Here is a 21,811-nt window from a genome sequence, read left to right as displayed (position 1 = left end):
GCCGAGCAGCCCCTCGACGTCGGTGAGAGTCGCGGCCGAGGCACCTCTCAGGCACACATGGACGCCGACGACGACGTCGGCCGGATGACTGTCCGGGACCGGGTACTCGAACGAAGACTGAGCATCTTCACCGCGACGGCCACCGGCAGCGCGGTGCTGACTCTCGCGCTTCGCTGCGCTGGAGTTTCTCACGAGACGTCCGTCAGTCGTCTCCCTATGTGCCGAGGAGGGAACGCGCCGAGCCCGTATCCGGGTACACCGGAGCGAGAAGGCTCTCAGGCGCGGAAGTGAGAGTCAGCACCAGAGCGGCGACACCTTCCAGGACCTTCACCATGTCATCCGGGTCCATTCGCTCGTCCTCGCATCCTTTGTTTCCCGACCGAGAAGGGACGGCAAGCATGGCGAACAGCGCACTTCTTGTGATGGACGTCCAACGGGACATCGTGGCCATCGCCGATGACGGTTCCGGATATCTGCTGCGTCTGCGCAGGGCGATCGACGGTGCCCGGGCTGCCGGCCTCCCCGTGATCTACGTGGTGATCGCGTTACGGCCGGGCGATCCAGAGGTCAGCCCTCGCAACAGGGTGATGACGAATGCCGTACGGGCCGGCCTGTTCGTTGAGGGGGCTCCGGGCACCGAGATCCATGACGACGTCGCGCCCCAGCAGGGCGACGTCGTGGTCACCAAGAGGCGGGGAAGCGCGTTCTCGGGCAGCGACCTCGACCTGGTACTCAGGACTCGCGACATCGACAGCCTTGTTCTCACCGGCATCGCCACCAGCGCCGTAGTGCTGTCCACCCTGTGGCACGCCATCGACCTGGACTTCGGCCTCACCGTCCTGGCGGATGCCTGCCTCGACACCGACTCCGAGGTGCACCGGATGCTCACCGAGAAGCTGTTCCCGCAGTGGGCAGATGTCGTGGCCGTCGAGGACTGGCTCAAAGCCATCGCACCGCAATAGTGGGAGACCGTTCGGACCCTCGCGTACGAGGGCAAGACGGTGCCGCCTCCCGTCGGCCGGGTGAGCTTGTTCCTTGACCTTCGGCATTACGGATCGCAGCCGCATCCTGTTCGCCGGAGCGATTGTTCTGCCGCGTCCATGGCCGTTCTCGTGAGGTCGCGCAGATCATTCCAGAATGGCCGTACTCGTCCGTCTCCTCGATCACCCTGGGTCGTACGTGACCGTCTGGAGCGCGCTCAGGCACGATTGATCTTGGGGAAGGCCTTGTCCGTCTCGACGTAGTACTTGCGGACCAGCGGGCCGAATCCGTCCTGCGAGTCGCCGAGGATCATGGCCTTGAGGACCTGAATGCTCCTCGCGTCATCGAACTCCTGCGCCTTTGCCTCGGTGTCACCGGCGACCAGTGAGTGCCACTTCGCCCGAGACTCCGTAGTGGCACTGACGTCCGGGTCGAAGCCCAGATGGTAGCGGCGCCCAGAGAGCTCCTGCCCGACGGCCAAGAAGACGATCACATGAAAACCGGTGTTGCGCTCGTTGTTGAACTGGCTCTGGCTCCCGCCCACGTGTCCGGTGGAACCGTTGATGATTACGGCACGCTCAGCCTTCACGGCTTTGTCGACAGCGACCCATTTGCCTTCGATCTGCAGCGGCACCGACAAATCCGAGGACTTGTACAGCCCCCCTGCTCCAGGGCTCAACCGAGCGCCGACCTCTTGAGCGCGCACCTGGCAGTCGTTGTCCATCATTTTCGTGAACGTGGAATCAGCCGGCATCTGCAACCAGCACTTGAGACGAGCGAGGACCGGGCCGTCCGTCGCATCCACCGCCTGCGAGATCCGAGCCCTGATGGCCTGGATCGTCGGTGTGGCCTGGTCGCCGACTTGAACGTACGCCTGCTCGATCATGAAAGATCCCCCCGGTTCGACTTCCTTGTCCCACTATGGCGTACAAAACGTGCCTTCGATAGAGCGGGGGAGCGGGGGAGCGGAGAGCGATCGTGTACTGCTACGACGACCACAACAGCCCGGACCGCAGAGCGAAATGCTGGGTCTGGGATGTCCGGCCGCAAGTCTGTTCCGTAAGTCTGTCCTGCGGGCATGCGACGTCCACGCCGCCCTTCACTCCAGCCACCGGCCGAAGAACTCCTCCGTGGCCCGCCCCAGACGTCGGCGCTCCGCCGCCTCACCCGGGTACGGGATGTGCCCGGCCTCCAGGACCTCCAGCCGGCGCGGACCGGCGAGCGAGTTGTACACCGCGAACTGACCGGGCGGCGGTACCGCCGGGTCGGACAGGGCGCAGGCTGTCAGTACCGGGATGCGCAGGCGTGCGGCCGCCGTCGCCGCGTCGAAGTACGCGAGGACCTCCACGGCCTCGGGATGCCGGCGGACATGGGTACGTACGGACTCACCGCTGCCGGTGCAGGGCAGGGTGAGCCGCAGCGGATGGTTCCCGAAGGTCGGCACCGTGAGCCGGGCCGCGGCGAACCGGTCGTCCCAGGGCAGCGCCAGCGCGCCGATCCCGCCGCCGAAGCTCTCGCCGAGGTAGCCCAGCCGATCGCCGTCCAGCGAGGGGGCCAGTTCCAGCAGGGCCGAGGCGGCGCCCCACAGCCCCGCGACGCAGTCGCCGATGAGGTAGGTGTCCCGCGACGCGATGCCGTGCAGCACATGCCCGTCGGGATCGGAGGGCACGCCCGGCCGGTTGCCGAAGGCGGGGAGTCCGGGCGCGCACGGCAGGATCGCGGCCGACCCGGGCAGCGGAAGCGGCAGGTCGGCGCCGGCTTCGTGCCGTCCGCCGTACCCGTGCCCGACCACGAAGCCGCGTCGGGCGACTCCCTCGGACGGTAGCGCGAGCAAAGCACCGCATCTGCCGCCGGGCGTGGCGTAGGAGACCTCGTGGATACGGAAACCGTCGCGCTCCTCCACGACACCGCCCACCCGCGGACACGGATCCACGAGCGCGGCGGTGGCCCGGCGCCCACGCCAGAAGGCGTCGAAGTCCCCGGGCCCGGACACCCCCTGGACCCCCAACAACCCGGAGAGCCCATAGCCGGCCCCGGACCCGTAAGCAGTTCCAGTTCCAGGTTCAGTTCCAGTTCCAGGTTCAGTTCCAGACTCAGACCCAGACTCAGACCCAGGTCCAGGTCCAGGTCCAGGTCCAGGCTCAGGGTCAAAGCCGAACGAATCACCAGGCCGCACGATCGATCACCCCTACCTGTACAGCCGCCTCCACCGTCGTGGCGCACCCCATCCTTGCCCCGCCCCCGCCCCCGCCCCGTCCCGCCCCGGGCAAACCACCACCATCCACCCTCCCCATGCAAAGATTGCTTCCGCACAGCCCCACCAGGAACCCCGCCCACCCCCACCCCCGCCAGATGTCCCGCCCGTTACGGGAGTGTGACCAAGTCCCCTCTTGTCAGGCGCGGAACCGCTGTCACAGAGTTATGTATGCGCTTACAGGCAGCGCATACATCGTAGAGCTCAAGGAGGAGCCCCATGAACCGCGCCGTCCGCACGGGCTCGATCGCGTTCACCCTGGCGTCCGCCCTCACCCTCACCGCCTGCGGCGGTTCGGACGGCGCGGGCGTGGCAGCCGATGCCGAGCAGACCCTGACCGTCTGGGCGATGGGCACGGAGGGGGAGAAGCTCGGTGACGTCGTCCAGGAGTACGAGAAGTCCCACTCCAACATCACGGTCAAGGTCACCCCGATCGGCTGGGACGTGGCCCACCAGAAGCTGGTCGCCGCGGCCGCCGCGGGCAAGCTGCCCGACGTGGTCCAGATGGGCGGGAGCTATCTGGGCGAGTTCGCCGACATGGGCGTCCTGGAGCCGGTCAACACGGGGACCTTCAAGGAGGACGACTTCTTCCCCGCGGCCTGGCAGCAGGGTTCCTACGACGGCAAGACCTACGGCGTCCCCTGGTACGTCGACACGCGCGTGCTCTTCTACCGCACCGACCTCGCCGAGAAGGTGGGCATCGAGGCGGCCCCGGACACCATGGCCGGTCTCCGGAGCACGGCCGAGGCGTACCAGAAGAAGGCCGGCACCAAGTGGGGCCTGTCCATCCAGCCGGGCGGCCTCGACACCGTGCAGAGCTTCTACCAGTTCCTGTACTCCGCCGGCGGGGCCGTCATCGACGACGACGGCAAGGCCGTCGTGAACTCCGCCGCAGCCGTCAAGGCGCTCGAGAACTACGGCAGCTACTTCGAGAAAGGCCTCAGCGAGAAGTCCGTACGCCCCGGCTACGACGTCACCAAGGACTTCAACACCGGCGCCGTCCCCATGTTCTTCGGCGGCCCCTGGATCACCAACCTCCTCGACGAGAACTCCCCGGACCTCAAGGGCAAGTGGGCCGTCGCCCCCGTACCCGCCGACGAGGCGTCCGTGTCCATGGCCGGCGGCTCCAGCCTGGCCGTCTCCGCGGACAGCGACCACAAGGCCGCCGCCAAGGAGCTCGTCTCCTACCTCACCGGCGCCAAGGGCCAGGCCGACTGGTTCGAGCGGACCAACGACCTGCCCGCCAACACGGCCGCCTGGAAGACCGGCGACCTCGCCACCGACCCCACCCTGCAGGTGTGGCGCAAGCAGATGGACACCGCCCGCGCCACTCCCTCCCAGCCCAGGCTGACCGAGATCACCTCCAAGGTGGACACCGCCATCGAGTCGGTCACCCAGGGCAAGTCCTCCGCGAAGGAAGCGCTGGACAAGGCCCAGTCCGAGATCGAAGGCCTCGTGCAGTAGGAGGCGGTAGGAGAGCGTTCCCCTCATGTCCCTCACCACAGGCCCGGCCGCCCCGCAGGCCGCCGTCGGCAAGAGTCCCGACGGCGGCAGGGAAGCCGGCCGTACCCGACGCGACCGCCGCTCGCTCGGCAAGCACAACCTGACCGGATGGCTGTTCTCCACGCCGTTCCTGGTGCTGTTCGGCGTCTTCATGCTGTTCCCGATCGTCGCCACGCTCCTGATGAGCTTCACCGACTTCGGCGCCCGCGACGTCACCCGCCCGCTGGAGGCGGAGTTCGTCGGCCTGGACAACTACACACAGCTGTTCCAGGACGACAAGTTCCTCAAGGCCCTCTTCAACACCGGCTACTTCGTGGTCGTCGGCGTACCCGCGACCATCGTCCTCGGACTGCTCGCGGCGATCCTGCTGAACAACGGCATCGACCGGGCCCGCACGCTCTTCCGCGTCGGTTTCTACGCCCCGGTGGTGACGACCATCGTCGCCGTGGCCGTCGTCTGGCGCTTCGTGCTCGACCCCTCCGACGGGCTGATCGCCTCCCTCGCCTCCGAAGTCGGCCTGAGCGCACCGGACTTCCTCGGCTCGGAGACCTGGGCGATGCCGTCCCTGATCGCCATGGCCGTGTGGCGCAACCTCGGCACGGTCATGGTGCTGTGCATCGCCGGACTGCAGGCCATCCCGTCCGAGGTGCGCGAAGCGGCCCGCCTCGACGGCGCCGGAGCCTGGCAGGAACTGCGCGGCATCACCGTGCCACTGCTGCGGCCCACCCTGCTGTACGCCACGGTCATCACCACGATCGGCTACCTCAACGTCTTCGAGGAACCCTTCGTGATGACGCAGGGCGGCCCCTCCGACTCCACGCTGACCGTGTCGCTCGACATGTACCGCGAGGGCTTCAACTTCTTCCACATGGGCTACGCCAGCGCCATGGCGTACGTCCTGTTCGTCGTGATCATGGGCATCACGGTGCTCCAGCTCCGACTGCTGAAGGACAACACCCGATGACCGCCGACACGGCCGCCAAGGCCCGGACCCGCCGCCGCACCGGACGGGTGCGCACCCCGCTGCTCTACACGGTCGCCTCGGCCGCACTGCTGCTGATGGCCGCACCGTTCCTGTGGATGGCGCTGTCCGCGTTCAAGACGAAGCAGGACCTCACGGCGAGCCAGCCCGTGTGGATCCCCTCGCAGTGGACGCTGGACAACTTCACGGCCCTGCTCGACCAGCTCGACATGCCGCGGTACTTCCTCAACTCGCTGATCGTGGCCGTCCTGGTGACCGTCAGCAACCTGCTGTTCTGCTCCATGCTCGGCTACGCGCTGGCCAAGCTCGACTTCACCGGGCGCTCCAAGGTCTTCGCGCTCGTGCTGGCCGCCCTGATGGTGCCGGGCAACCTCATGATCCTGCCGCTGTACGTGCTGATGAACGGCCTCGGCCTGATCGACACGTACGCCGGGCTGGTACTGCCCTTCGCGGCCGGCGCGTTCGGGGTGTTCCTGATGCGGCAGTTCATGCTGTCGGTGCCCGACGAACTGCTGGAGGCGGCGCGCCTCGACGGCGCGGGGGAGTGGTACATCTTCTGGCGGATCGTGATCCCCCTGGTCGGGCCCGCCCTCGCGACGCTGACGATCTTCACCTTCCTCGGCTCGTGGAACAACTTCATCTGGCCGCTGATCGCCACCAACGACCCGGACAAGTACACCCTGCCGGTGGCGCTCGCGACCTTCGCCAACGATCCCAACCGCACGGTCGGCGGCGGCAACGGCATGCTGATGGCCGGCTCGCTCCTCGTCGTACTGCCGGTCCTGGCCGTCTTCGCCGTCCTGCAACGGCACTTCACCCAGGGCATCGCCACGGCGGGCCTGAAGTAGCCCACCGGGTTCACCTCCCCGGTCCTCCCGCCTCTCCCCGGTCTCCCGCACCCGCCGGTCTCCCGCACCCGCCGGTCGCTCCGCCGACCCCGGGCCGGGCAGCCGCGCCACCACCCCCGCACCAGAAAGACAGAGACGGACGATGACGCACACCACCACCCGCTTCCCCGACGGCTTCCTGTGGGGCGCCTCCACCGCCGCCCACCAGATCGAGGGCAACAACGTCAACAGCGACTGGTGGCGCAAGGAGCACGACCCCGCGGCCGGTATCGCCGAACCCAGCCTCGACGCCTGCGACAGCTACCACCGCTGGGAGCAGGACATGGACCTGCTCGCCGAACTGGGCTTCACCGACTACCGGTTCAGCGTCGAGTGGGCCCGCATCGAGCCGGTCCGCGGCACCTTCTCCCGCGCCGAGATCGCCCACTACCGCCGGATGGTCGAAGGCGCCCTGGCCCGCGGTCTGCGCCCGATGGTCACCCTCCACCACTTCACCGTCCCGCAGTGGTTCGAGGACCTCGGCGGCTGGACCGCCGACGGCGCGGTCGAGCTCTTCGCGCGTTACGTCGAGGAGTGCGGGCCCGTCATCGCCGACGGCGTCCGGCACGTGTGCACCATCAACGAGCCGAACATGATCGCCGTGATGGCGGGTGCCGCGAAGGCGGGCGACCAGGGCTTCCCGCCCGCCGGCCTGCCCACCCCCGACGAGGAGACCACCCGCGCGGTCATCGCCGCCCATCACGCGGCCGTCAAGGTCGTCCGCGACCGGCACCCCGGCATCCTGGTCGGCTGGACCGTCGCCAACCAGGTCTACCAGGCACTGCCCGGCGCCGAGCAGGTCACCGCCGACTACCGGTACCCCCGCGAGGACGTCTTCATCGAGGCGGCCCGCGGCGACGACTGGATCGGCGTGCAGTCCTACACCCGTACCAAGATCGCTGAGACCGGTCCCGTGCCGGCGCCCGACGACGTCGAACGCACCCTCACGCAGTGGGAGTACTACCCGGCCGCCGTCGGGTACGCCCTGCGCCACACCGCCGACGTCATCGGCGACGGCACGCCCCTGATCGTCACCGAGAACGGCATCGCCGCCTCCGACGACAGCCGCCGCGTCGACTACTACACCGGTGCCCTCGGCGAGGTCGCCGCCGCCGTCGAGGACGGCCTGAACGTGCAGGGCTACCTTGCGTGGAGCGCCCTGGACAACTACGAATGGGGCTCGTTCGAGCCGACGTTCGGGCTGATCGCCGTGGACCCGGTCACCTTCGAGCGCACCGCGAAGCCGTCCGCCGTCTGGCTCGGCGGCCTCGGCCGCGACCGCGTCCTGCCGCGCACCGCGGTCTGACCGCACCCGGAGACCGGGAGCCGGTCGGCACCTGACACCGGCCGGCTCCCGCCCCACCCTCGGCCCCGACACCCCACCCCGCCCGCCTCGACACCCCGCCCCCTCCGCCCATGGCCCCGCACCACGGACACGTATACGGACACGCAGCAAGGACACGCCCCCTTCCGCCTGCCTGCTCACCGCAGAGGAGCCAGAGCCGCATGAACCGTCGTAGCTTTCTGACCGTCGCCGCGTCCACCGCGGCGGCGACCTGCGCCACATCCCTCGCCGCCGCGACCACGGCAGATGCCGCCGCCCCGGCCGTACGAACCGACACGCAACGCCGCCTGCTGCGCGACTGGTTCGCCGCGACCCACCGTTCGATGGAGGCCATGACCACCGAACTCGGTCTGGCCGCGGACAAGATCGACGTCAGCGGGAGCGGCACGCCGGTGCCGTCCGCGCAGACCTCACCGACCAACATCGGCTGCGGTCTGTGGTCCACCGTGGCGGCCGCCGGGCTCGGCGTCATCTCCGCCTCCGCCATGCACCGCCGGCTGGCCCGTACGGTCGCCGCCGTGGAGCGCCTGGAACGGGCCCACGGCTTCTGGTTCAACTGGTACGACGCGCACGACGGTTCACTGCTGACATCCTGGCCGGAGACCGGCGACCCGGTGCGCCCGTTCCTGTCCACGGTCGACAACGCGTGGCTGGTGACCGGTCTGCGGATCGCCGCGGACGCCGACCCGGAGCTGCGCCCCCGCGTCGCGGCGCTTCTCGCCGACGCCGACTGGTCGTACTACTACACCCCTTACGACCCGGCCGACCCCGTCGCCGGTCCGGGGCAGCTGCGCGGCGGCTTCTGGCCCGACGGGCCCGGCAAGGGCGAGCCCACCGGCCACCACTACGGCGCCCTCAACACCGAGCCCCGTATGGCCAGTTACCTCGGCATCGCGGACGGTTCACTGCCCGCCGAGCACTACTGGCACCTGATGCGCACCATGCTCCCGGGCATGGGCCAGGAACAGGAGCCGGGGGGCGGGTACGTCGACATCGACGGCGTACGCGTCTGGGAGGGCCACTACACCCACCGTGGCCGCAAGCTCGTTCCCACCTGGGGCGGGTCCATGTTCGAGGCGCTGATGGTCCCGTTGTTCGTGCCCGAGCCGCAGTGGTCGCCCCGTTCCTGGGGCACGACCCACCGGCGCTTCGTCCGCAGCCAGATCGAACACGGCCTGATCGAGGAGGAGTACGGCTACTGGGGCTTCTCCCCGGCCTCCGTACCGGCCGGCGGCTACCGTGAGTACGGCGTCGACGCGATCGGCATGCAGGAGGACGGCTACCATTCCCTGGGCGTCGTCACCCCGCACGCCTCGTTCCTCGCCCTGCCCCAGGCCCCGGCCGAGGCACTCGCCAACCTCCGCGCGCTCGACCGCGCCTTCGGGGCCTACGACGACCGCTACGGCTTCCGCGACTCGGTGGACGTCACCACCGGCCGTGTCAGCGACGTCGTCCTCGCCCTCGACCAGGGCATGATCGCCGCGGCCGTCGCCCAGCACCTGCGTCCCGGCCTCCTCCAGCAGCCGTTCCGCAGTGGGGGTTTCCGTTCCCGGGTCCGCCCGCTGCTGGCCAAGGAGCGGTTCTCCATCTGACGTGTGCCGCGGCACGGAACTCCTGTTCAGGGGGCGATGTCGGAGCCGGCTGCTAGAACATGACGGTGACCCAGACGCTCTCCTTCGAGGAATCCCTGTCCCTGGTGGAGGACCGCTCCACCGCGCTGCACGAGGCCGCCGGCATGGCCTCGGGGCTCGGTGCGCGCGTTCCCAGCTGCCCGGACTGGTCGCTGCGGGACCTGATCGCGCACCTCACCCGGGTGCAGCACTTCTGGGCCGCCGCCGTGGCGGCCGGGCCGAGTGAGGAGCCACCGGCCGTGGGCGAGCCCCCGGCCGAGTTGCCGGCGGCGACCGGGGCACTGGTCACCGCGTTGCGCGAGGCCGGGCCCGGGTCGGGGTGCTGGACCTGGTGGGGCGCGTCCGGGGAGCCCATGACGGCCGGCGCGGTGGCGCGCCACCAGGTGCACGAGGCGGCCGTCCACGCCTTCGACGCGCAGCTGTCCGCGGGTGTTCCGCAGCCGGTCACCGCCGCCGTCGCCCTGGACGGCATCGACGAGTTCATCGGCGTGGCACACGGGACCAGCGGCGCCTGGCCGCACGACCCCGTCCGGATCGGCCTGCACACCAGCGAGGGACCGGCCTGGCTGGTCGGCCTCACCTCCGAGGGCGCCCGCCTGCTCGGCCGTTCCGGCGACGGGAGCGGTCCAGAAGTGGCGGCGTCGGCGGACGGACGCCTGCACGGCTCGGCGAGCGACCTGCTCCTCACCCTCCACGGCCGCCTCCCACTGGACGGCCTGCGGACGGACGGCGCCCACACGGTCCTGCGGCGGTTCCTCGACTGGCCGTCCCTGGGCTGAGCGGGGCTGGGTCGAGTGGGGCCGGACCGGGCCGGACCGGGCCGAGCGGGGCCGAGCGGACGGGGCTACTCCCCGCCGGGACGGCGCTCCGACCGCTCCGCCCACACCCGCGCCGCCAGCGCGTCCGCGTCCTCCTGCGACGTGCCCGCCTTCACCAGGATGATCCCGCTCGACCCGTCCGGGAACGTCACCTTCCGCATCGCTGTGCCCAACGGGCCCCCCGGCGTCGGTTCCTCCGGCATGGCGGCTCCTCTCGATGGCGTAAACCCCCAGGCTAGCGGGGGCACCGCGACGAGCGGGGCGCCTCGCCCCGTCAGGACCGCCCCGGCCGCCGCCGGGATCCACCAGATGCGTCCTGGGCCCTGTCGCCCGAGGGCTTCCAGAGAGCTTCCCCGAGGACAGGACCAGGCCGGACCGGGAGGACAGGACCAGGCCGGACCGGATCAGGCTGTCCACGATGGACAGGACCGGATCAGGCTGTCCACGGTGGACACGATCGTCTCGGTGACGTCCCGGGACCGCCGTCCCAGGACCGAACGCGGCCGAGCGCAGGCAGGGCAGCGCCCTGACGCGCTCCGCGGTCGCGGGCCCGTATCGCGGCGGTGGCCACTGGACTCGTCGCGGGCGATCCGGCCCAGCGGGCCGGCCTTCTCGTGGTGGCGGAGCGTGGACCGGGTGAAACCCGAGTGCCGGGCCGTCTCCCGGACGGTCAGGTCCGCGGCCTGCTGTCCGGGCGCTGACCTGTGAGTCGCTGACCTGTGAGCAGCCTCCGGCACTTGAAGCGCCACAAGTCGAACCGGCACCGGAACGGCGTATCCGGTCCGCCGCCGACGGCGCGTGCCCACCGGCCCGGGACAGGTCCTGCGCGGCTGTTTGAACCCGGAGCGCTCCGCGCACGTACGGTCGGCTGAGGGTCGCGACCCGGACTCCGTGGTCCATTTCGCCCTCGTCCCGCCGACCGCGTGGTGATCCCTGAACCACGTGGTGACCCTTGAGGAGTTCCCATGACCACTTCGCGCCTCGACGACTGGCTGATGACGCGCCGGCCCCTCGTGCTGGGCCTCTTCCGTATCGTCCTCGGCCTGTTGTTCGCCAGCGAGGGCGCCGCCACGGTCTTCGGGGTGCTGGACCGTGAGGCGAGCCCGGCGGGAGACTGGCCCTTCTGGTACGCCGGGGTGATCGAGCTGGTGTGCGGCGCGCTCGTCCTCCTGGGGCTCGCGCCCCGCGCTGCCGCGTTCCTCTGCTCGGGCATCATGGCGTTCGCGTACTTCACGGAACACCAGCAGGACGGCCTCTTTCCCCTGCAGAACGGCGGACTCGCGCCGGTGCTCTTCTGCTGGGGATTCCTGCTCGTCGTGTTCTTCGGTCCCGGAGCCTTCGCCCTGGAGCGCCTCGTCGGCCGCGAGCGCGGCACGCGCACCGTCACCGCTCCGGTGGCCGAACGGTCCCGGTGACCGTCCCGCGACTCTGAGGACGCTCTCGTCTTCAGGCGGCTCCGGTCTGCAAGTGGCTCTCGTCTTCGAGAGGGCCGAGCAGGAACCCGTGACAGCACCGCGGCGGTGCTGTCACGGCTCGAAACGGATCACGAAGGCTCGGGTGACGGCTCCAACGCCCCTGCCGCAAGGCCCAGTTCGGCCTCCGCCACCGTCCTGGCCAGATGTACGACGCAATCCCCGCGCCGGTCGATGCTGGTGTTGATGTAGGCGCTCGCCCCGTCGATCGTCACCAGGATGCGCAACGCCGCCGCCCACGGGTCGGCGCAGGTGAAGTCCCCCGATTCCGTACCGGCGATGATGACCTTCTCGACGCGTCGGCACCAGAGCATCTCCTGGGCCACGACGTGCTCGCGCAGTCCGGGCCGGTAGCGCGACAGGTGCCGCGCGTTGAGCCAGAGCCTGCTGACGTCGTCGAACTCGGTGCTGGACGTCAGGGTGAAGAACCGCCTCAGGACCGCCCGCGGTCTGTCGTCACCGGGCCCGTCCGGCCGCTCGGGCAGCAGCGTGTCCAGGTCCGCCATCGTGGCGGCGGTGAACGCCTCGGCCACCAGGGTGTCGGCCGCGGGGAAGTAGTGGCCGACGAGCCCCGGCCGCACCCCGAGTTCGTCGGCGACCCGGCGCAGGGTGACGCACTCCAGTCCCTCGGTGAGGCCCACCCGCGCGGCGGCGGCGACGATCTCGTGGCGGCGCTCGGCCGGGGCCTTGCGGACCCGCTTGCCCGGCCCACTCGTGCCGGAACCCCTTGACGTCATGCCGCGAATGCTATTGAGTATGCGACCAATAAGCAATTGGTCATGCGCCCAATAAGCGTTGCCGTCCGAAAACGGCCCGTCCCGGTCCGAGAACCGTCCCTCGCCCTCGTCGAGCCCGTCGTCGGCGAGGCGGCGGACCGGCGCACCGGACGACAGGCACCCCGGGCCCGCGTACGTACGGACCCGCGCCCACCCTCGGGCCCGTACGTACGCGGGCCCGGCGGCAGCCCGCGCATCACTGTCAGGAGACGAACGTGGACGACACCCCCACCGATGCCGGTGAACTCGCCGAGTACGGCTATCAGCAGGAGCTGAGACGGACGCTGTCCGCCTGGGCCGTCTTCGCGATCGGGTTCGCGACGATCTCGCCCGTGGTCGGCATCTACGCCGTCGTCCAGCTCGGCTTCCTCTTCGCCGGGCCCACCTGGATCTGGGCCGTCGTCGTGGCCTTCCTCGGCCAGCTGCTGGTCGTCGTGGTCTACGCCGAGCTGTCCTCCCAGTTCCCGATCACGGGCGGCGTCTACCAGTGGGTGCGCCGGCTGGGCGGCCCGCGCCTGGGCTGGCTGGTGGGCTGGATCTACCTCGCCTCGGCCGTCGCCTCACTGACCACGGTGGCGTACCTGGGCGCGACCTGGCTGTACATGCTGGCCGGTGACGGGGTCCCCTCGACCGCCGTCCACGTGCTCCTCGGCGTGGTCTTCGTCGCCGTCGCGCTCGGCATCAACCTGCTCGGGGTGAACCCCGTGAAGCACTTCCTGAACGCGGGCATCATCGCCGAGGGCGTCGCCTCCATCGCGGTGAGCCTGATCCTCCTCCTCTTCGTGCGGAACAACGGCTTCGGCATCCTCTTCGAGACCCTCGGCGCGCAGGACGTCTCCGGCGGCTCCGTGACGGCCGGCCTGCTGACCTGTCTCGCGGTGGCGGGCTGGGCGTTCCTCGGCTTCGACGCGACCACGCAGGTGGCCGAGGAGACCGAGCAGCCCCGGCGCAGCGTCCCGCGCGCCCTGCTGCGCGCCTATCTCTTCGTCGCCTTCACCGTCCTGCTGACCGGCCTGGCCGTGACCCTCGCGCTGCGCCGGCCCGAGGACGCCGTCTCCGGCGCGATCGTCGACCCCGTCTTCGAGGCGGTGACCCAGGGACTCGGCGGCTGGAGCGAGAAGCCGTTCGTCGTCGTCGTCCTCATCGCGTTCTTCGCGTGTGCCGTCTCCATCCAGACCTACATCGGCCGCGCCGTCTACGCCTTCGCCCGCGACCGCCAGCTGCCCTTCTCCGCGACGCTCGCGACCGTCGGCCCGCGGCAGATCCCGTACGTCTCCCTCATCGCGACCGCCGTCCTCGCCGGGCTCGGCCTGCTGCTGGGGCTGAACGGCAACGCCGCGGCCACCCTGATCGCGTTCGGCTCCGGCGGGTTCTACTTCGTCTTCCTGGCGGTCGCCGTCGTGGCCCTGGTCGCCCGGCTGAGCGGGCGCTGGAACCCGGCCGCAGGTCAGCTGAGGCTCGGCCGCACCGGGCTCGTCGTCAACGTGCTCGCCGTGCTGTGGCTCCTGTTCGAGGCGGTCAACATCGCCTGGCCGCGCGCCGAACTCGCCCCCGTCGACGGCAGCTGGGCGCAGATCTGGGCCGTGGTCCTGGTCTTCTCCGCGCTCTTCGTCATCGGCCTCGTGTACGTCGTGACGGCCAAGCCGCACACCAAACTCGCCCCGAGCACGGCCACCCCGGGCACGGCCACCACGAACCCGACCGCAACAGACCCGACCGCGAAAGAAGTGAAGGCGTCCTGATGTCGTCGAAACTCTCCCCAGCCATCGTCTTCGACCCCGAGGCGGGCCTCGGCACGCGCGAGGTGGCCCTGCGCCCCGCCGGTCCGGGCGAGGTCGAGATCGAGGTCCGCGCCGCCGGCGTGTGCCACTCCGACCTGCACATCGTGTCCGGCGACTGGCCCACCGACCGTCCCCTCGTCCTCGGCCACGAGGCGGCGGGCGTGGTCACCGGAGCCGGTCCCGGCGTCACCTCCGTCCAGCCCGGCGACCACGTGGTGCTGTCCTGGTTCGCGCCCTGCCGGCGCTGTCGCAAGTGCGTGGCGGGCAAGGGCTGGCTGTGCACCGGCACCCAGGCCGTCGCCAACACCCTCCCCGACGGCACGACCCCCTTCACCGGCGCCGACGGCGAGGCGGTCTGGCCCTACCTCGGCCTCGGTGCCTTCACCGACCGGCTGGTCGTCCCGGAGACGGCAGCGGTGAAGGTCCCCGAGGAACTCCCCTTCGGTATCGGCGCGCTGCTCGGCTGCTCCATCACCACCGGTATCGGCGCGGTCGTGAACACCGCCGGGGTACGGCCCGGCGAGTCCGCGGTCGTCATCGGCACCGGCGGCGTCGGGCTCTCCGTGGTGATGGGCCTGTCCCTGGTCGGCGCCGACCCCATCGTGGCCGTCGACCTGTCGCCCGAACGCCTCGCCGCGGCGAAGGAGTTCGGCGCCACCCACATCCTCGACGGGGCGCGCGACGACGTGGCCGCCTGGTGCCAGGACGAACTCGGTGGCGCGGACTACGCGTTCGAGGCCATCGGCAGCCCGAAGGTCGTCGAGACCCTCCCCGCCATGCTCACCTCCGGCGGCGCCGCCGTCCTCGTCGGCATGGCGGCCACCGACGCCACCGGCGCGTTCAACCTCTTCGACCTGGCCGACCAGGGCAAGCGGATCCTCGGCTGCAACTACGGCTCCAGCGTCGGCGAACTCGACATCCCGAAGCTGGCCCGCCTCTACCTGGCGGGGAAGCTGCCCCTGGACGACCTGGTCGGAAAGGTCCGCCCGCTGGCGGAGGCGTCCCTCGCCTTCGACGACCTCCGGTCGAACACCGGGGTGCGGACGATCCTCGAACCGTGACCGCCACTGTGCCCGCGCCTGTCACCGTGCCTGTGCCTGTGCCCATGACCCCTGGAGTTCGTATGTACGCCGTCACCGACCCGGCGACCGCAGAGGTCGTCGAGACCTACCCGACCGCCACCGACGCCGAGGTCACCGCCGCCGTCGACGCGGCCCATTCCGCGGCCGCCTGGGGGCGCTCCAGCTCCGTGGCCGAACGGGCCGCGTTGCTGCGCAGGCTCGGTGACCTGCACGCCGAGCACCAGGACGAACTCGCCGCGAGCATCGTCCGTGAGATGGGCAAACCGCTCGCGGAGGCGGCGGGCGAGGTCGGCTTCTGCACCGAGATCTACCACTACTACGCCGACCACGCCGGGCAGTTCCTCGCCGACGAACCGCTCGACGTCACCTCCGGACCGGGCAGCGCGGTCGTCCGGCGCAGCCCGGTGGGCGTCCTGCTCGGCATCATGCCGTGGAACTTCCCCGCCTACCAGGTCGCCCGCTTCGCCGCCCCGAACCTCGCTATCGGGAACACCGTCGTCCTCAAGCACGCCCCGCAGTGTCCCGCCACCGCCGCGCTGCTGGAGAAGCTGTTCGCCGAGGCGGGCTTCCCGGCCGGTGCGTACGTCAACGTGTACGCCACCGACGAGCAGATCGCCGACGTGATCGCCGACCCGCGCGTCCAGGGTGTGTCCCTCACGGGCTCGGAGCGGGCGGGCGCCGCCGTCGCCGAGACCGCCGGACGCCACCTCAAGAAGGTCGTCCTCGAACTCGGCGGCTCCGACCCGTTCCTCGTACTGTCCACCGACGACCTGGACGCGGTCGTCGACGCCGCCGTCGCCGCGCGGCTCGACAACACCGGCCAGGCGTGCAACGCGGCCAAGCGTTTCGTGGTCGTCGGGGACCTGTACGAGCCGTTCGTCGAGAAGTTCACGGCTCGCCTCCTCGCCGGGGAGACCGGCGCGCCCCTGTCGTCCGTGGCCGCCGCCGAGAACCTCGGCCGCCAGGTCGACGCGGCCGTCGCCGAGGGGGCGACCCTGCACAGCACCGGCCGCCGGCACGGCGCCCACTTCCCGGCCGGAGTCCTCACCGGGCTCACCACCGGGCACACCGCCGCCCGGCAGGAGCTGTTCGGGCCGGTCGCCATGGTCTTCGCGGCCGCCGACGAGGACGACGCCGTCCGCATCGCCAACGACACCCCGTACGGACTCGGCTCCTACGTCTTCACCACCGACCCGGCCCAGGCCGAGCGGGTCGCCGACCGGATCGAGGCCGGCATGGTCTTCGTCAACGGCGTCGGCGCGGAGGGCGCGGAGCTGCCCTTCGGCGGCGTCAAGCGCTCGGGCTTCGGACGTGAACTCGGCCGCCCGGGCATCGAGGAGTTCGTCAACAAGAAGCTGATCCGCACCGTGGTGTGAGCGGGCGGGAGGGGGCGGGAGGAGAGGGGAGGGACGGGAGCAGGCCGGGTGTCACTGTCCGTGCCCGTGCCTGCTCCCGTTCGCCCGTGCCCCGCCCGTGCCCCGCCCGTGTCCACGAAGCGATCAGGGGGTGCCCAGGTACTCGGTGGCCTCCACCTCGTCCAGGTGGACGAGGATGTCGTGCGCCTTGCCGAGAGCGATCCTGTACGTCACCGGGTCGGGCCACCCCGCGCCGATGTTGTAGGTGACACGCGGCTCGGCCAGCCAGGCGCGCGCGGAGTTCGGCGCCGTGCGCATGTCGAGGAAGTAGTCCTCCTGGCGGACCTCGTCCAGGATGTCCTCGTTGGAACCCGCCTGCGCGGCACCCACACGGTAGGTCCGCATCACGTTGTCGTCGGTGCCGAACGCCTTGAAGGCACCCTTGTGGAAACTGAAGCCGATACTGACGTAGTCCTTGCCCAACGCGTCGTGCAGGAAGGCCCCTTGGGTCTTGGGGTACCGCGCGTCGAAGGAGTCGTACGACACATGCGTGTTGTGCGCCGACAGCAGGATCTTGTCGCCGGTGTGCCTGTTCCACCACGCCACGTTCTCGGCCATCACCTCGTCGCGCATCCTCATCATCTTCGTGACCTCGGCCTCGTCGGTGACGTCGAGCGAGAGGCCCTCGGCCATCTGGTCGATGGCCCTCGCGTCCTGCACGGCCCACAGGTGCGCCTGCTCGTCGCCGCGGCGCGGCCGCTGGTCCCGCAGCAGCTCGAACACCTTCCGGGTCCGCTCCGCCCGCTCCGCGCGCTCGGCGAGCGGCAGCTTGATGTACCGGTCGCTGTACGTGCCGGCGTCGGTGGTCGGGGCCAGCCCGCGGTAGAGCTCGGTGACGCGCTTCAGCAACCGCGGGTGTTCGCGGGCCACATGAGCCGTCACGCGCCTGTACGACTCCGGCCCCGCGTAGCCCATGTCGTTGCCCATGAACCGCACCGGGTCCTTCGGGTGGCTGCGGTTGCGGTCGCGCATCCACTCGATGAGGTCGATGTAGTCCTGGTTGTTCCAGATCCGGTACGCGCCCTGGAACTCTTCACGCGCTATGTCCCGCAGGTCGCCCCTGCCGTACAGGACGTACTCGTTGATCCGCACACCGCTGCTCCAGGGCAGCTCCAGGGAGAAGGTCCGGAAGCCCTTCTTCTCGACGAGGTGGCGCAGGAGACGGTGCTTCATCCGGAAGAAGTCCCGCGAACCGTGGGTGGCTTCGCCCAGACCCACCACCTCGGCATTTCCGACCATGCGGCCCAGTGCGTCGAGGTCCCGCAGGCTGCCTCCGGGATCGGTGCTGTCGAGCGGGCGGGCGACGCGCTCGATCGCGTCCACCACGCTCTTCAGATCCTGGCTCCGGGCCGGGACCGGGGCCGGGGATGCGGTGGCCGATGCCGGAGCCCGGACCGCGGCCGGTGAATCCTTCACCGCGTCCGCGAGGGCCGGAGTGGCGACCGCCATGGCGCCGAGGGAGAGGAGGACCGAGGGAATGACTACTGCCTTGCTTCGCGTCATGGCTACAGATTCCCGTGCGCACGGGGGCGTCGCGAACCCCTGCGCTGCCCACTCCGAGGTACCGCAGGCACTACCGCCGGACCCCTGCCACCCCCCCCGCCACCACCTGTACGGGTGCCGGGCCCGGCGTCCACCGGGCCCGGCTGCAGGTCACTTCGGTCCCTTCACGTCACTTCAGGGGTTCCAGCCTGATGTTGCGGAACCGGACCTTGTTCCCGTGGTCCTGCAGGCGGATCGGTCCCGCCGCCGGTGTCTCGGACCTGCCCGACGCGGTGGGGCCGTCGAGCGTGATGTCGTCGTGCACCTTCTCGCCGTTCCACACCACGGTCAGCCGGGCGTCCGCGGTCTTCTTGCCCGTGTCGTCGTAACGGGCGGCCCGGAAGACGATGTCGTACGTCTGCCAGGTCTCGGGCGCCTTGGCCGCGTTCACGTCCGGCGCCTTCTTCAGGTAGATGGCTCCTGCCTCGTTGGTGTCCAGGGTGGTGTCGCCGTAGGAGTCCAGGATCTGCAGTTCGTAGCGGTCCTGGATGAAGATGCCGCTGTTGCCGCGGTTCTGGCCGGTGACGTCGTCGGGCAGCAGCGGGACACGGAACTCGACGTGCAGCTTGAAGTCCTGGTACGCGTCGAGGGTCCGGATGTCGCCGCAGCACACCTCCATCGACTTCTCGGCGGCGAGCGGCCACTCCAGGCGCCGGCCGTCCGTGTGCTGCCACTGCGCCTGCGAGGCGGCGGTGCCGTCGAAGAGGGCGAGCCGCTCACCGTGCGGACGGACCGTGATGAGGTCGAGGTTCACATGGCCGGTGTCGCCGGCTTCGAAGCGGTAGGAGAGGGTGTTCTTGCCCGCGCGCAGAGCCACCGGTTCGGTCTGGGTGGACCAGGTGTCCCAGTCACCGGTGGAGGCGAGCTTCACCTGCCGCAGTTTCTTCTCGTTGGCGTACAGGGAGAGCGACTTGGTGCCCTGGAACGGGTTGGGGCCGTTGGAGTAGCGCAGGTTGACGTCGTAGGTGCCCGACTTCTTGACCGTGACGTCGAAGGCGGTGCCGGCCTTGCCCTCCGTGTTGTACCGGGCGACGAATCCGCTGCCGGAGTAGCCGGTGTGGTCCGTCGCGATGCCGGCCACACCCGTCAGACGCGCCTCCTCGGCCTCGTACCGGGTGGCGGCGGGCGGCTGCTTGCCCGGCATGGCGTTGAGCGTGTACCAGGCCTCGGTGTTCCACAGCGACTCACCGGACTCGGAGGTGAAGGGCCGCGGGGAGCGCAGGTGCACGACCCGTCCGGGCTTCAGTTCGTCCAGCCGCAGCTTCACGGTGCGCTTGTCCTTCGACAGCTCGGCCGACCGCACGGGGAGTACCTCTTCGGCGATCTTCGGGCCGCCGTAGTCGCTGGTCGGCGTGTAGCGCCACTGCTCGGCCTTGTAGTGCTTGGCCAGTTCCTCCGCCGTCTTCGCGGACACGGGCTGCGTGTAGGTCAGGTCGAAACCGCCCGGCACGGCACGCATCGTCTTGATGTCGAAGGTGTTGCCGCCGTTCGGGGTGAGCTTCTGCAGGCCGAACTTGAGCTTGCCCTCCTGGCCCCAGTTGCCGTCGGCGCCCAGACCACCGGCGTAGATCGAGCCGTCGGGACCGTAGCTGAGGCGGTTGACGCCGGCCTCGAGGCCCTGCGTGTAGCGGAAGACGGCGCCCTGGTACTGCCCCTTGACCTTCTCCAGGTACGCGCGCTGCAGACCGCCGTAGGTCACGTCGCCGATCAGCATCTGCCCCTTGAACTGGCCCTTCTTCACATACAGCGGTGTGGAGGGCGAGTTGGCTATCTCGTTCTGCGGCAGCCACAGCACCGGCGCGGTCGGGGTGGCCGCGTCGAAGCGGCCGGACGGCTCGGTGTAGTGGTTGAAGAAGCGGTCCTGCTTGACGTGGACGAGCTTCGACGAAGGCAGCCAGCCGCCCTGGTTGTCCGTGGCGAAGAGCTCGCCCTCAGGACCCCAGCCGATACCGTTCGGCGTGCGCAGGCCTCCTGCGATCGGGCTGATCCTGCCGGTCTTCTTGCTGACCTTGTACGTGGTCCCGCGGCCCGGAGCCGGCTGCGGAACCGTGGTCGCGCCGCCGAGGTCGATGGCGACGGACAGGTTCACGTAGAAGTAGCCGTCACGGTAGAGGAGGCCGAAGGCGAACTCGTGGAAGTTGCCGCCGTACGGCCAGGTCGCGACCTGGCGGTACTCGTCGGTGACGTCGTCGTGGTTCTTGTCGACGAGCCGGGTCAGCTGGTGCTTCTGCGAGACGTACAGCGAACCGTCGACGTACTTGATGCCCATGGGCTCGCGCAGTCCGCTCGCCACCTTCTTGACGGTGACCTCGTCCCGGCTGGTCTCGCCGGTGACGTTGTCCAGCAGGTACACCTCACCGGCAACGTTGTCGGAACCGCCCCAGGTGCTGATGGCCAGCCGTCCGTCGGGCAGCCAGTCCATGCCGGTGACCTGCGGTTCGAAACCGTCGGGGCGCAGGTCGGTGAGCGTCAGGTCGGGGCGTACCTCCGTCAGCGGGAGGCCGTCGCCGGGGGTGTCGCCGCTCTCCTCGCACTCCTTGCGCCCGGGGGCCGTGACCCGGACGACACCGGCGTCCGTGCTCAGCGCCTCGCGCGGCACGGTCGTGAAACCGCTCGCGCCCGGCGGCTGCCAGGCCAGCCGCAGTTCCTGCCCGCCGTCCCGCTCGAAGTGTTCGATGCGCAGGGGGTGCGAGCCCGCGGTGAGCTGGACGGAGGCGTCCTTCGGCTCCGCGCCGTGGAGTCCGTCGTGATCGATGACGGTGGCGCCGTCGATGCTCAGCCGGGAACCGTCGTCACTGGTGAGACGCAGGCCGTAGGTGCCGTCGCTCGGCACGACCAGATAGCCGGTCACCTCCGAGACGAAGCGGTCGGAGAAGCCGCCGAAGTCATCGGTCGTGGACCAGTCCACCGTCGACTTGAGCGCGTCGTGGTTGGGCGTCTGACCGGGTTTGAGGGTGCACAGCTTGCTCAGCGGCGTCTGCACGTCGAACACGCGCAGCGTGACGCCGGGCTCCTGCGGCGGGAGGGCCGCCGCGGCGTCCGCGGCGGCCGAGACCGCGGGGGTGGCGAGAAGGCCGCCGGCCAGGACGGCTCCGGTCAGCAGAGAGGTGAGGAGTCTTCGGGCACGCACGAACTGATGCTGGGACAACGGTCCTCCATGTGGCGGGACCGGACCGTGCCGGACTGCGTTCCGGTCTGCTGTGGCGGGGCTGAGTTGCGCCGCCAACCTAAGGGGCTTTCACTTGGCATGTCCATACTTTGTACTGCGAGTGTTCAAAGTCCTCGGTGTGAACGGGGGACCGAAGTCCCGTTCACACCGGGGACCTTGACCGGGTCTTGTCG

At 70.1% G+C, this 21,811-nt stretch carries 17 protein-coding genes; 11 read left to right on the top strand and 6 right to left on the bottom strand.

Features of this window, described 5'->3' with window-relative positions; genetic code table 11:
* The first annotated feature begins 398 nt into the window (after positions 1-398).
* Positions 399-962: a cysteine hydrolase family protein gene (locus tag QFZ75_RS01965; protein WP_307533495.1), complete on the top strand. Its 564-nt coding sequence runs from the start codon at positions 399-401 to the stop codon at positions 960-962.
* A gap of 236 nt (positions 963-1,198) precedes the next feature.
* Here the strand turns inward: QFZ75_RS01965 and QFZ75_RS01960 are convergent, their stop codons facing one another.
* On the bottom strand, positions 1,199-1,867 hold the full coding sequence (locus tag QFZ75_RS01960; protein ID WP_307533494.1) for a hypothetical protein: 669 nt from the start codon (positions 1,865-1,867) through the stop codon (positions 1,199-1,201).
* Between the two features lie 213 nt (positions 1,868-2,080).
* On the bottom strand, positions 2,081-2,974 hold the full coding sequence (locus tag QFZ75_RS01955) for an acetylxylan esterase (RefSeq protein WP_307533493.1): 894 nt from the start codon (positions 2,972-2,974) through the stop codon (positions 2,081-2,083).
* Positions 2,975-3,454: 480 nt separating this feature from the next.
* Between QFZ75_RS01955 and QFZ75_RS01950 the strand changes: the two genes are divergently transcribed.
* From QFZ75_RS01950 to QFZ75_RS01925, 6 genes are all read left to right on the top strand, one after another.
* The gene (locus QFZ75_RS01950; RefSeq protein ID WP_307533492.1) at positions 3,455-4,699 is read left to right on the top strand and encodes a sugar ABC transporter substrate-binding protein; all 1,245 of its coding nucleotides are present in this window, start codon (positions 3,455-3,457) and stop codon (positions 4,697-4,699) included.
* A 25-nt stretch (positions 4,700-4,724) separates the two neighbouring features.
* A complete protein-coding gene (locus tag QFZ75_RS01945; RefSeq protein WP_307533491.1) occupies positions 4,725-5,702 on the top strand; it encodes a carbohydrate ABC transporter permease in 978 nt (325 codons plus the stop codon).
* The gene (locus QFZ75_RS01940) at positions 5,699-6,568 is read left to right on the top strand and encodes a carbohydrate ABC transporter permease (RefSeq protein ID WP_307533490.1); all 870 of its coding nucleotides are present in this window, start codon (positions 5,699-5,701) and stop codon (positions 6,566-6,568) included. Before QFZ75_RS01945 ends, QFZ75_RS01940 begins: the two co-directional genes overlap by 4 nt.
* A 142-nt stretch (positions 6,569-6,710) precedes the next feature.
* Positions 6,711-7,913, top strand: coding sequence for a glycoside hydrolase family 1 protein (locus tag QFZ75_RS01935; protein ID WP_307533489.1), 1,203 nt, complete (start codon positions 6,711-6,713; stop codon positions 7,911-7,913).
* 200 nt (positions 7,914-8,113) lie between these two features.
* Positions 8,114-9,544, top strand: a complete 1,431-nt coding sequence (locus QFZ75_RS01930) for a glucoamylase family protein (protein ID WP_307533488.1) — start codon at positions 8,114-8,116, stop codon at positions 9,542-9,544.
* Positions 9,545-9,609: 65 nt separating this feature from the next.
* Entirely contained in the window at positions 9,610-10,362 is a 753-nt protein-coding gene (locus tag QFZ75_RS01925; protein WP_307533487.1) for a maleylpyruvate isomerase family mycothiol-dependent enzyme, read from the top strand.
* A 65-nt stretch (positions 10,363-10,427) separates the two neighbouring features.
* Here the strand turns inward: QFZ75_RS01925 and QFZ75_RS01920 are convergent, their stop codons facing one another.
* Positions 10,428-10,604 (bottom strand): hypothetical protein, encoded by a 177-nt coding sequence (locus tag QFZ75_RS01920; RefSeq protein WP_307533486.1) that lies wholly within the window; start codon positions 10,602-10,604, stop codon positions 10,428-10,430.
* A gap of 762 nt (positions 10,605-11,366) precedes the next feature.
* Here QFZ75_RS01920 and QFZ75_RS01915 point away from each other — a divergent pair.
* Positions 11,367-11,816: a DoxX family protein gene (locus QFZ75_RS01915; RefSeq protein ID WP_307533485.1), complete on the top strand. Its 450-nt coding sequence runs from the start codon at positions 11,367-11,369 to the stop codon at positions 11,814-11,816.
* Positions 11,817-11,944: 128 nt separating this feature from the next.
* On the opposite strand, the gene QFZ75_RS01910 is transcribed toward QFZ75_RS01915, so the two are convergent.
* Positions 11,945-12,610 carry a TetR/AcrR family transcriptional regulator gene (locus QFZ75_RS01910; RefSeq protein WP_307533484.1) on the bottom strand — a complete coding sequence of 222 codons (666 nt, stop codon included), beginning with the start codon at positions 12,608-12,610 and terminating at the stop codon, positions 11,945-11,947.
* Positions 12,611-12,864: 254 nt separating this feature from the next.
* On the opposite strand from QFZ75_RS01910, the gene QFZ75_RS01905 reads away from it, so the two are divergent.
* Genes QFZ75_RS01905 through QFZ75_RS01895 form a run of 3 tightly spaced genes read left to right on the top strand, consistent with a single transcriptional unit; the run spans position 12,865 to position 16,888 of the window.
* Positions 12,865-14,391 carry an APC family permease gene (locus tag QFZ75_RS01905; RefSeq protein WP_307533483.1) on the top strand — a complete coding sequence of 509 codons (1,527 nt, stop codon included), beginning with the start codon at positions 12,865-12,867 and terminating at the stop codon, positions 14,389-14,391.
* A complete protein-coding gene (locus QFZ75_RS01900; RefSeq protein ID WP_307533482.1) occupies positions 14,391-15,491 on the top strand; it encodes an alcohol dehydrogenase catalytic domain-containing protein in 1,101 nt (366 codons plus the stop codon). Before QFZ75_RS01905 ends, QFZ75_RS01900 begins: the two co-directional genes overlap by 1 nt.
* A 44-nt stretch (positions 15,492-15,535) precedes the next feature.
* Entirely contained in the window at positions 15,536-16,888 is a 1,353-nt protein-coding gene (locus QFZ75_RS01895; protein WP_307533481.1) for an aldehyde dehydrogenase family protein, read from the top strand.
* A 123-nt stretch (positions 16,889-17,011) separates the two neighbouring features.
* Here QFZ75_RS01895 and QFZ75_RS01890 read toward each other — a convergent pair whose 3' ends face one another.
* Together QFZ75_RS01890 and QFZ75_RS01885 are read right to left on the bottom strand one after the other, a co-directional pair.
* Positions 17,012-18,430 (bottom strand): erythromycin esterase family protein, encoded by a 1,419-nt coding sequence (locus QFZ75_RS01890; RefSeq protein ID WP_307533480.1) that lies wholly within the window; start codon positions 18,428-18,430, stop codon positions 17,012-17,014.
* Positions 18,431-18,599: 169 nt separating this feature from the next.
* On the bottom strand, positions 18,600-21,599 hold the full coding sequence (locus QFZ75_RS01885) for a family 16 glycoside hydrolase (protein WP_307533479.1): 3,000 nt from the start codon (positions 21,597-21,599) through the stop codon (positions 18,600-18,602).
* Positions 21,600-21,811 lie beyond the last annotated feature (212 nt).

Origin of the sequence: Streptomyces sp. V3I8 (genome assembly GCF_030817535.1) — a bacterium.
Lineage (GTDB): Bacteria > Actinomycetota > Actinomycetes > Streptomycetales > Streptomycetaceae > Streptomyces.
This window is presented reverse-complemented; position numbering and strand designations above follow the sequence as displayed.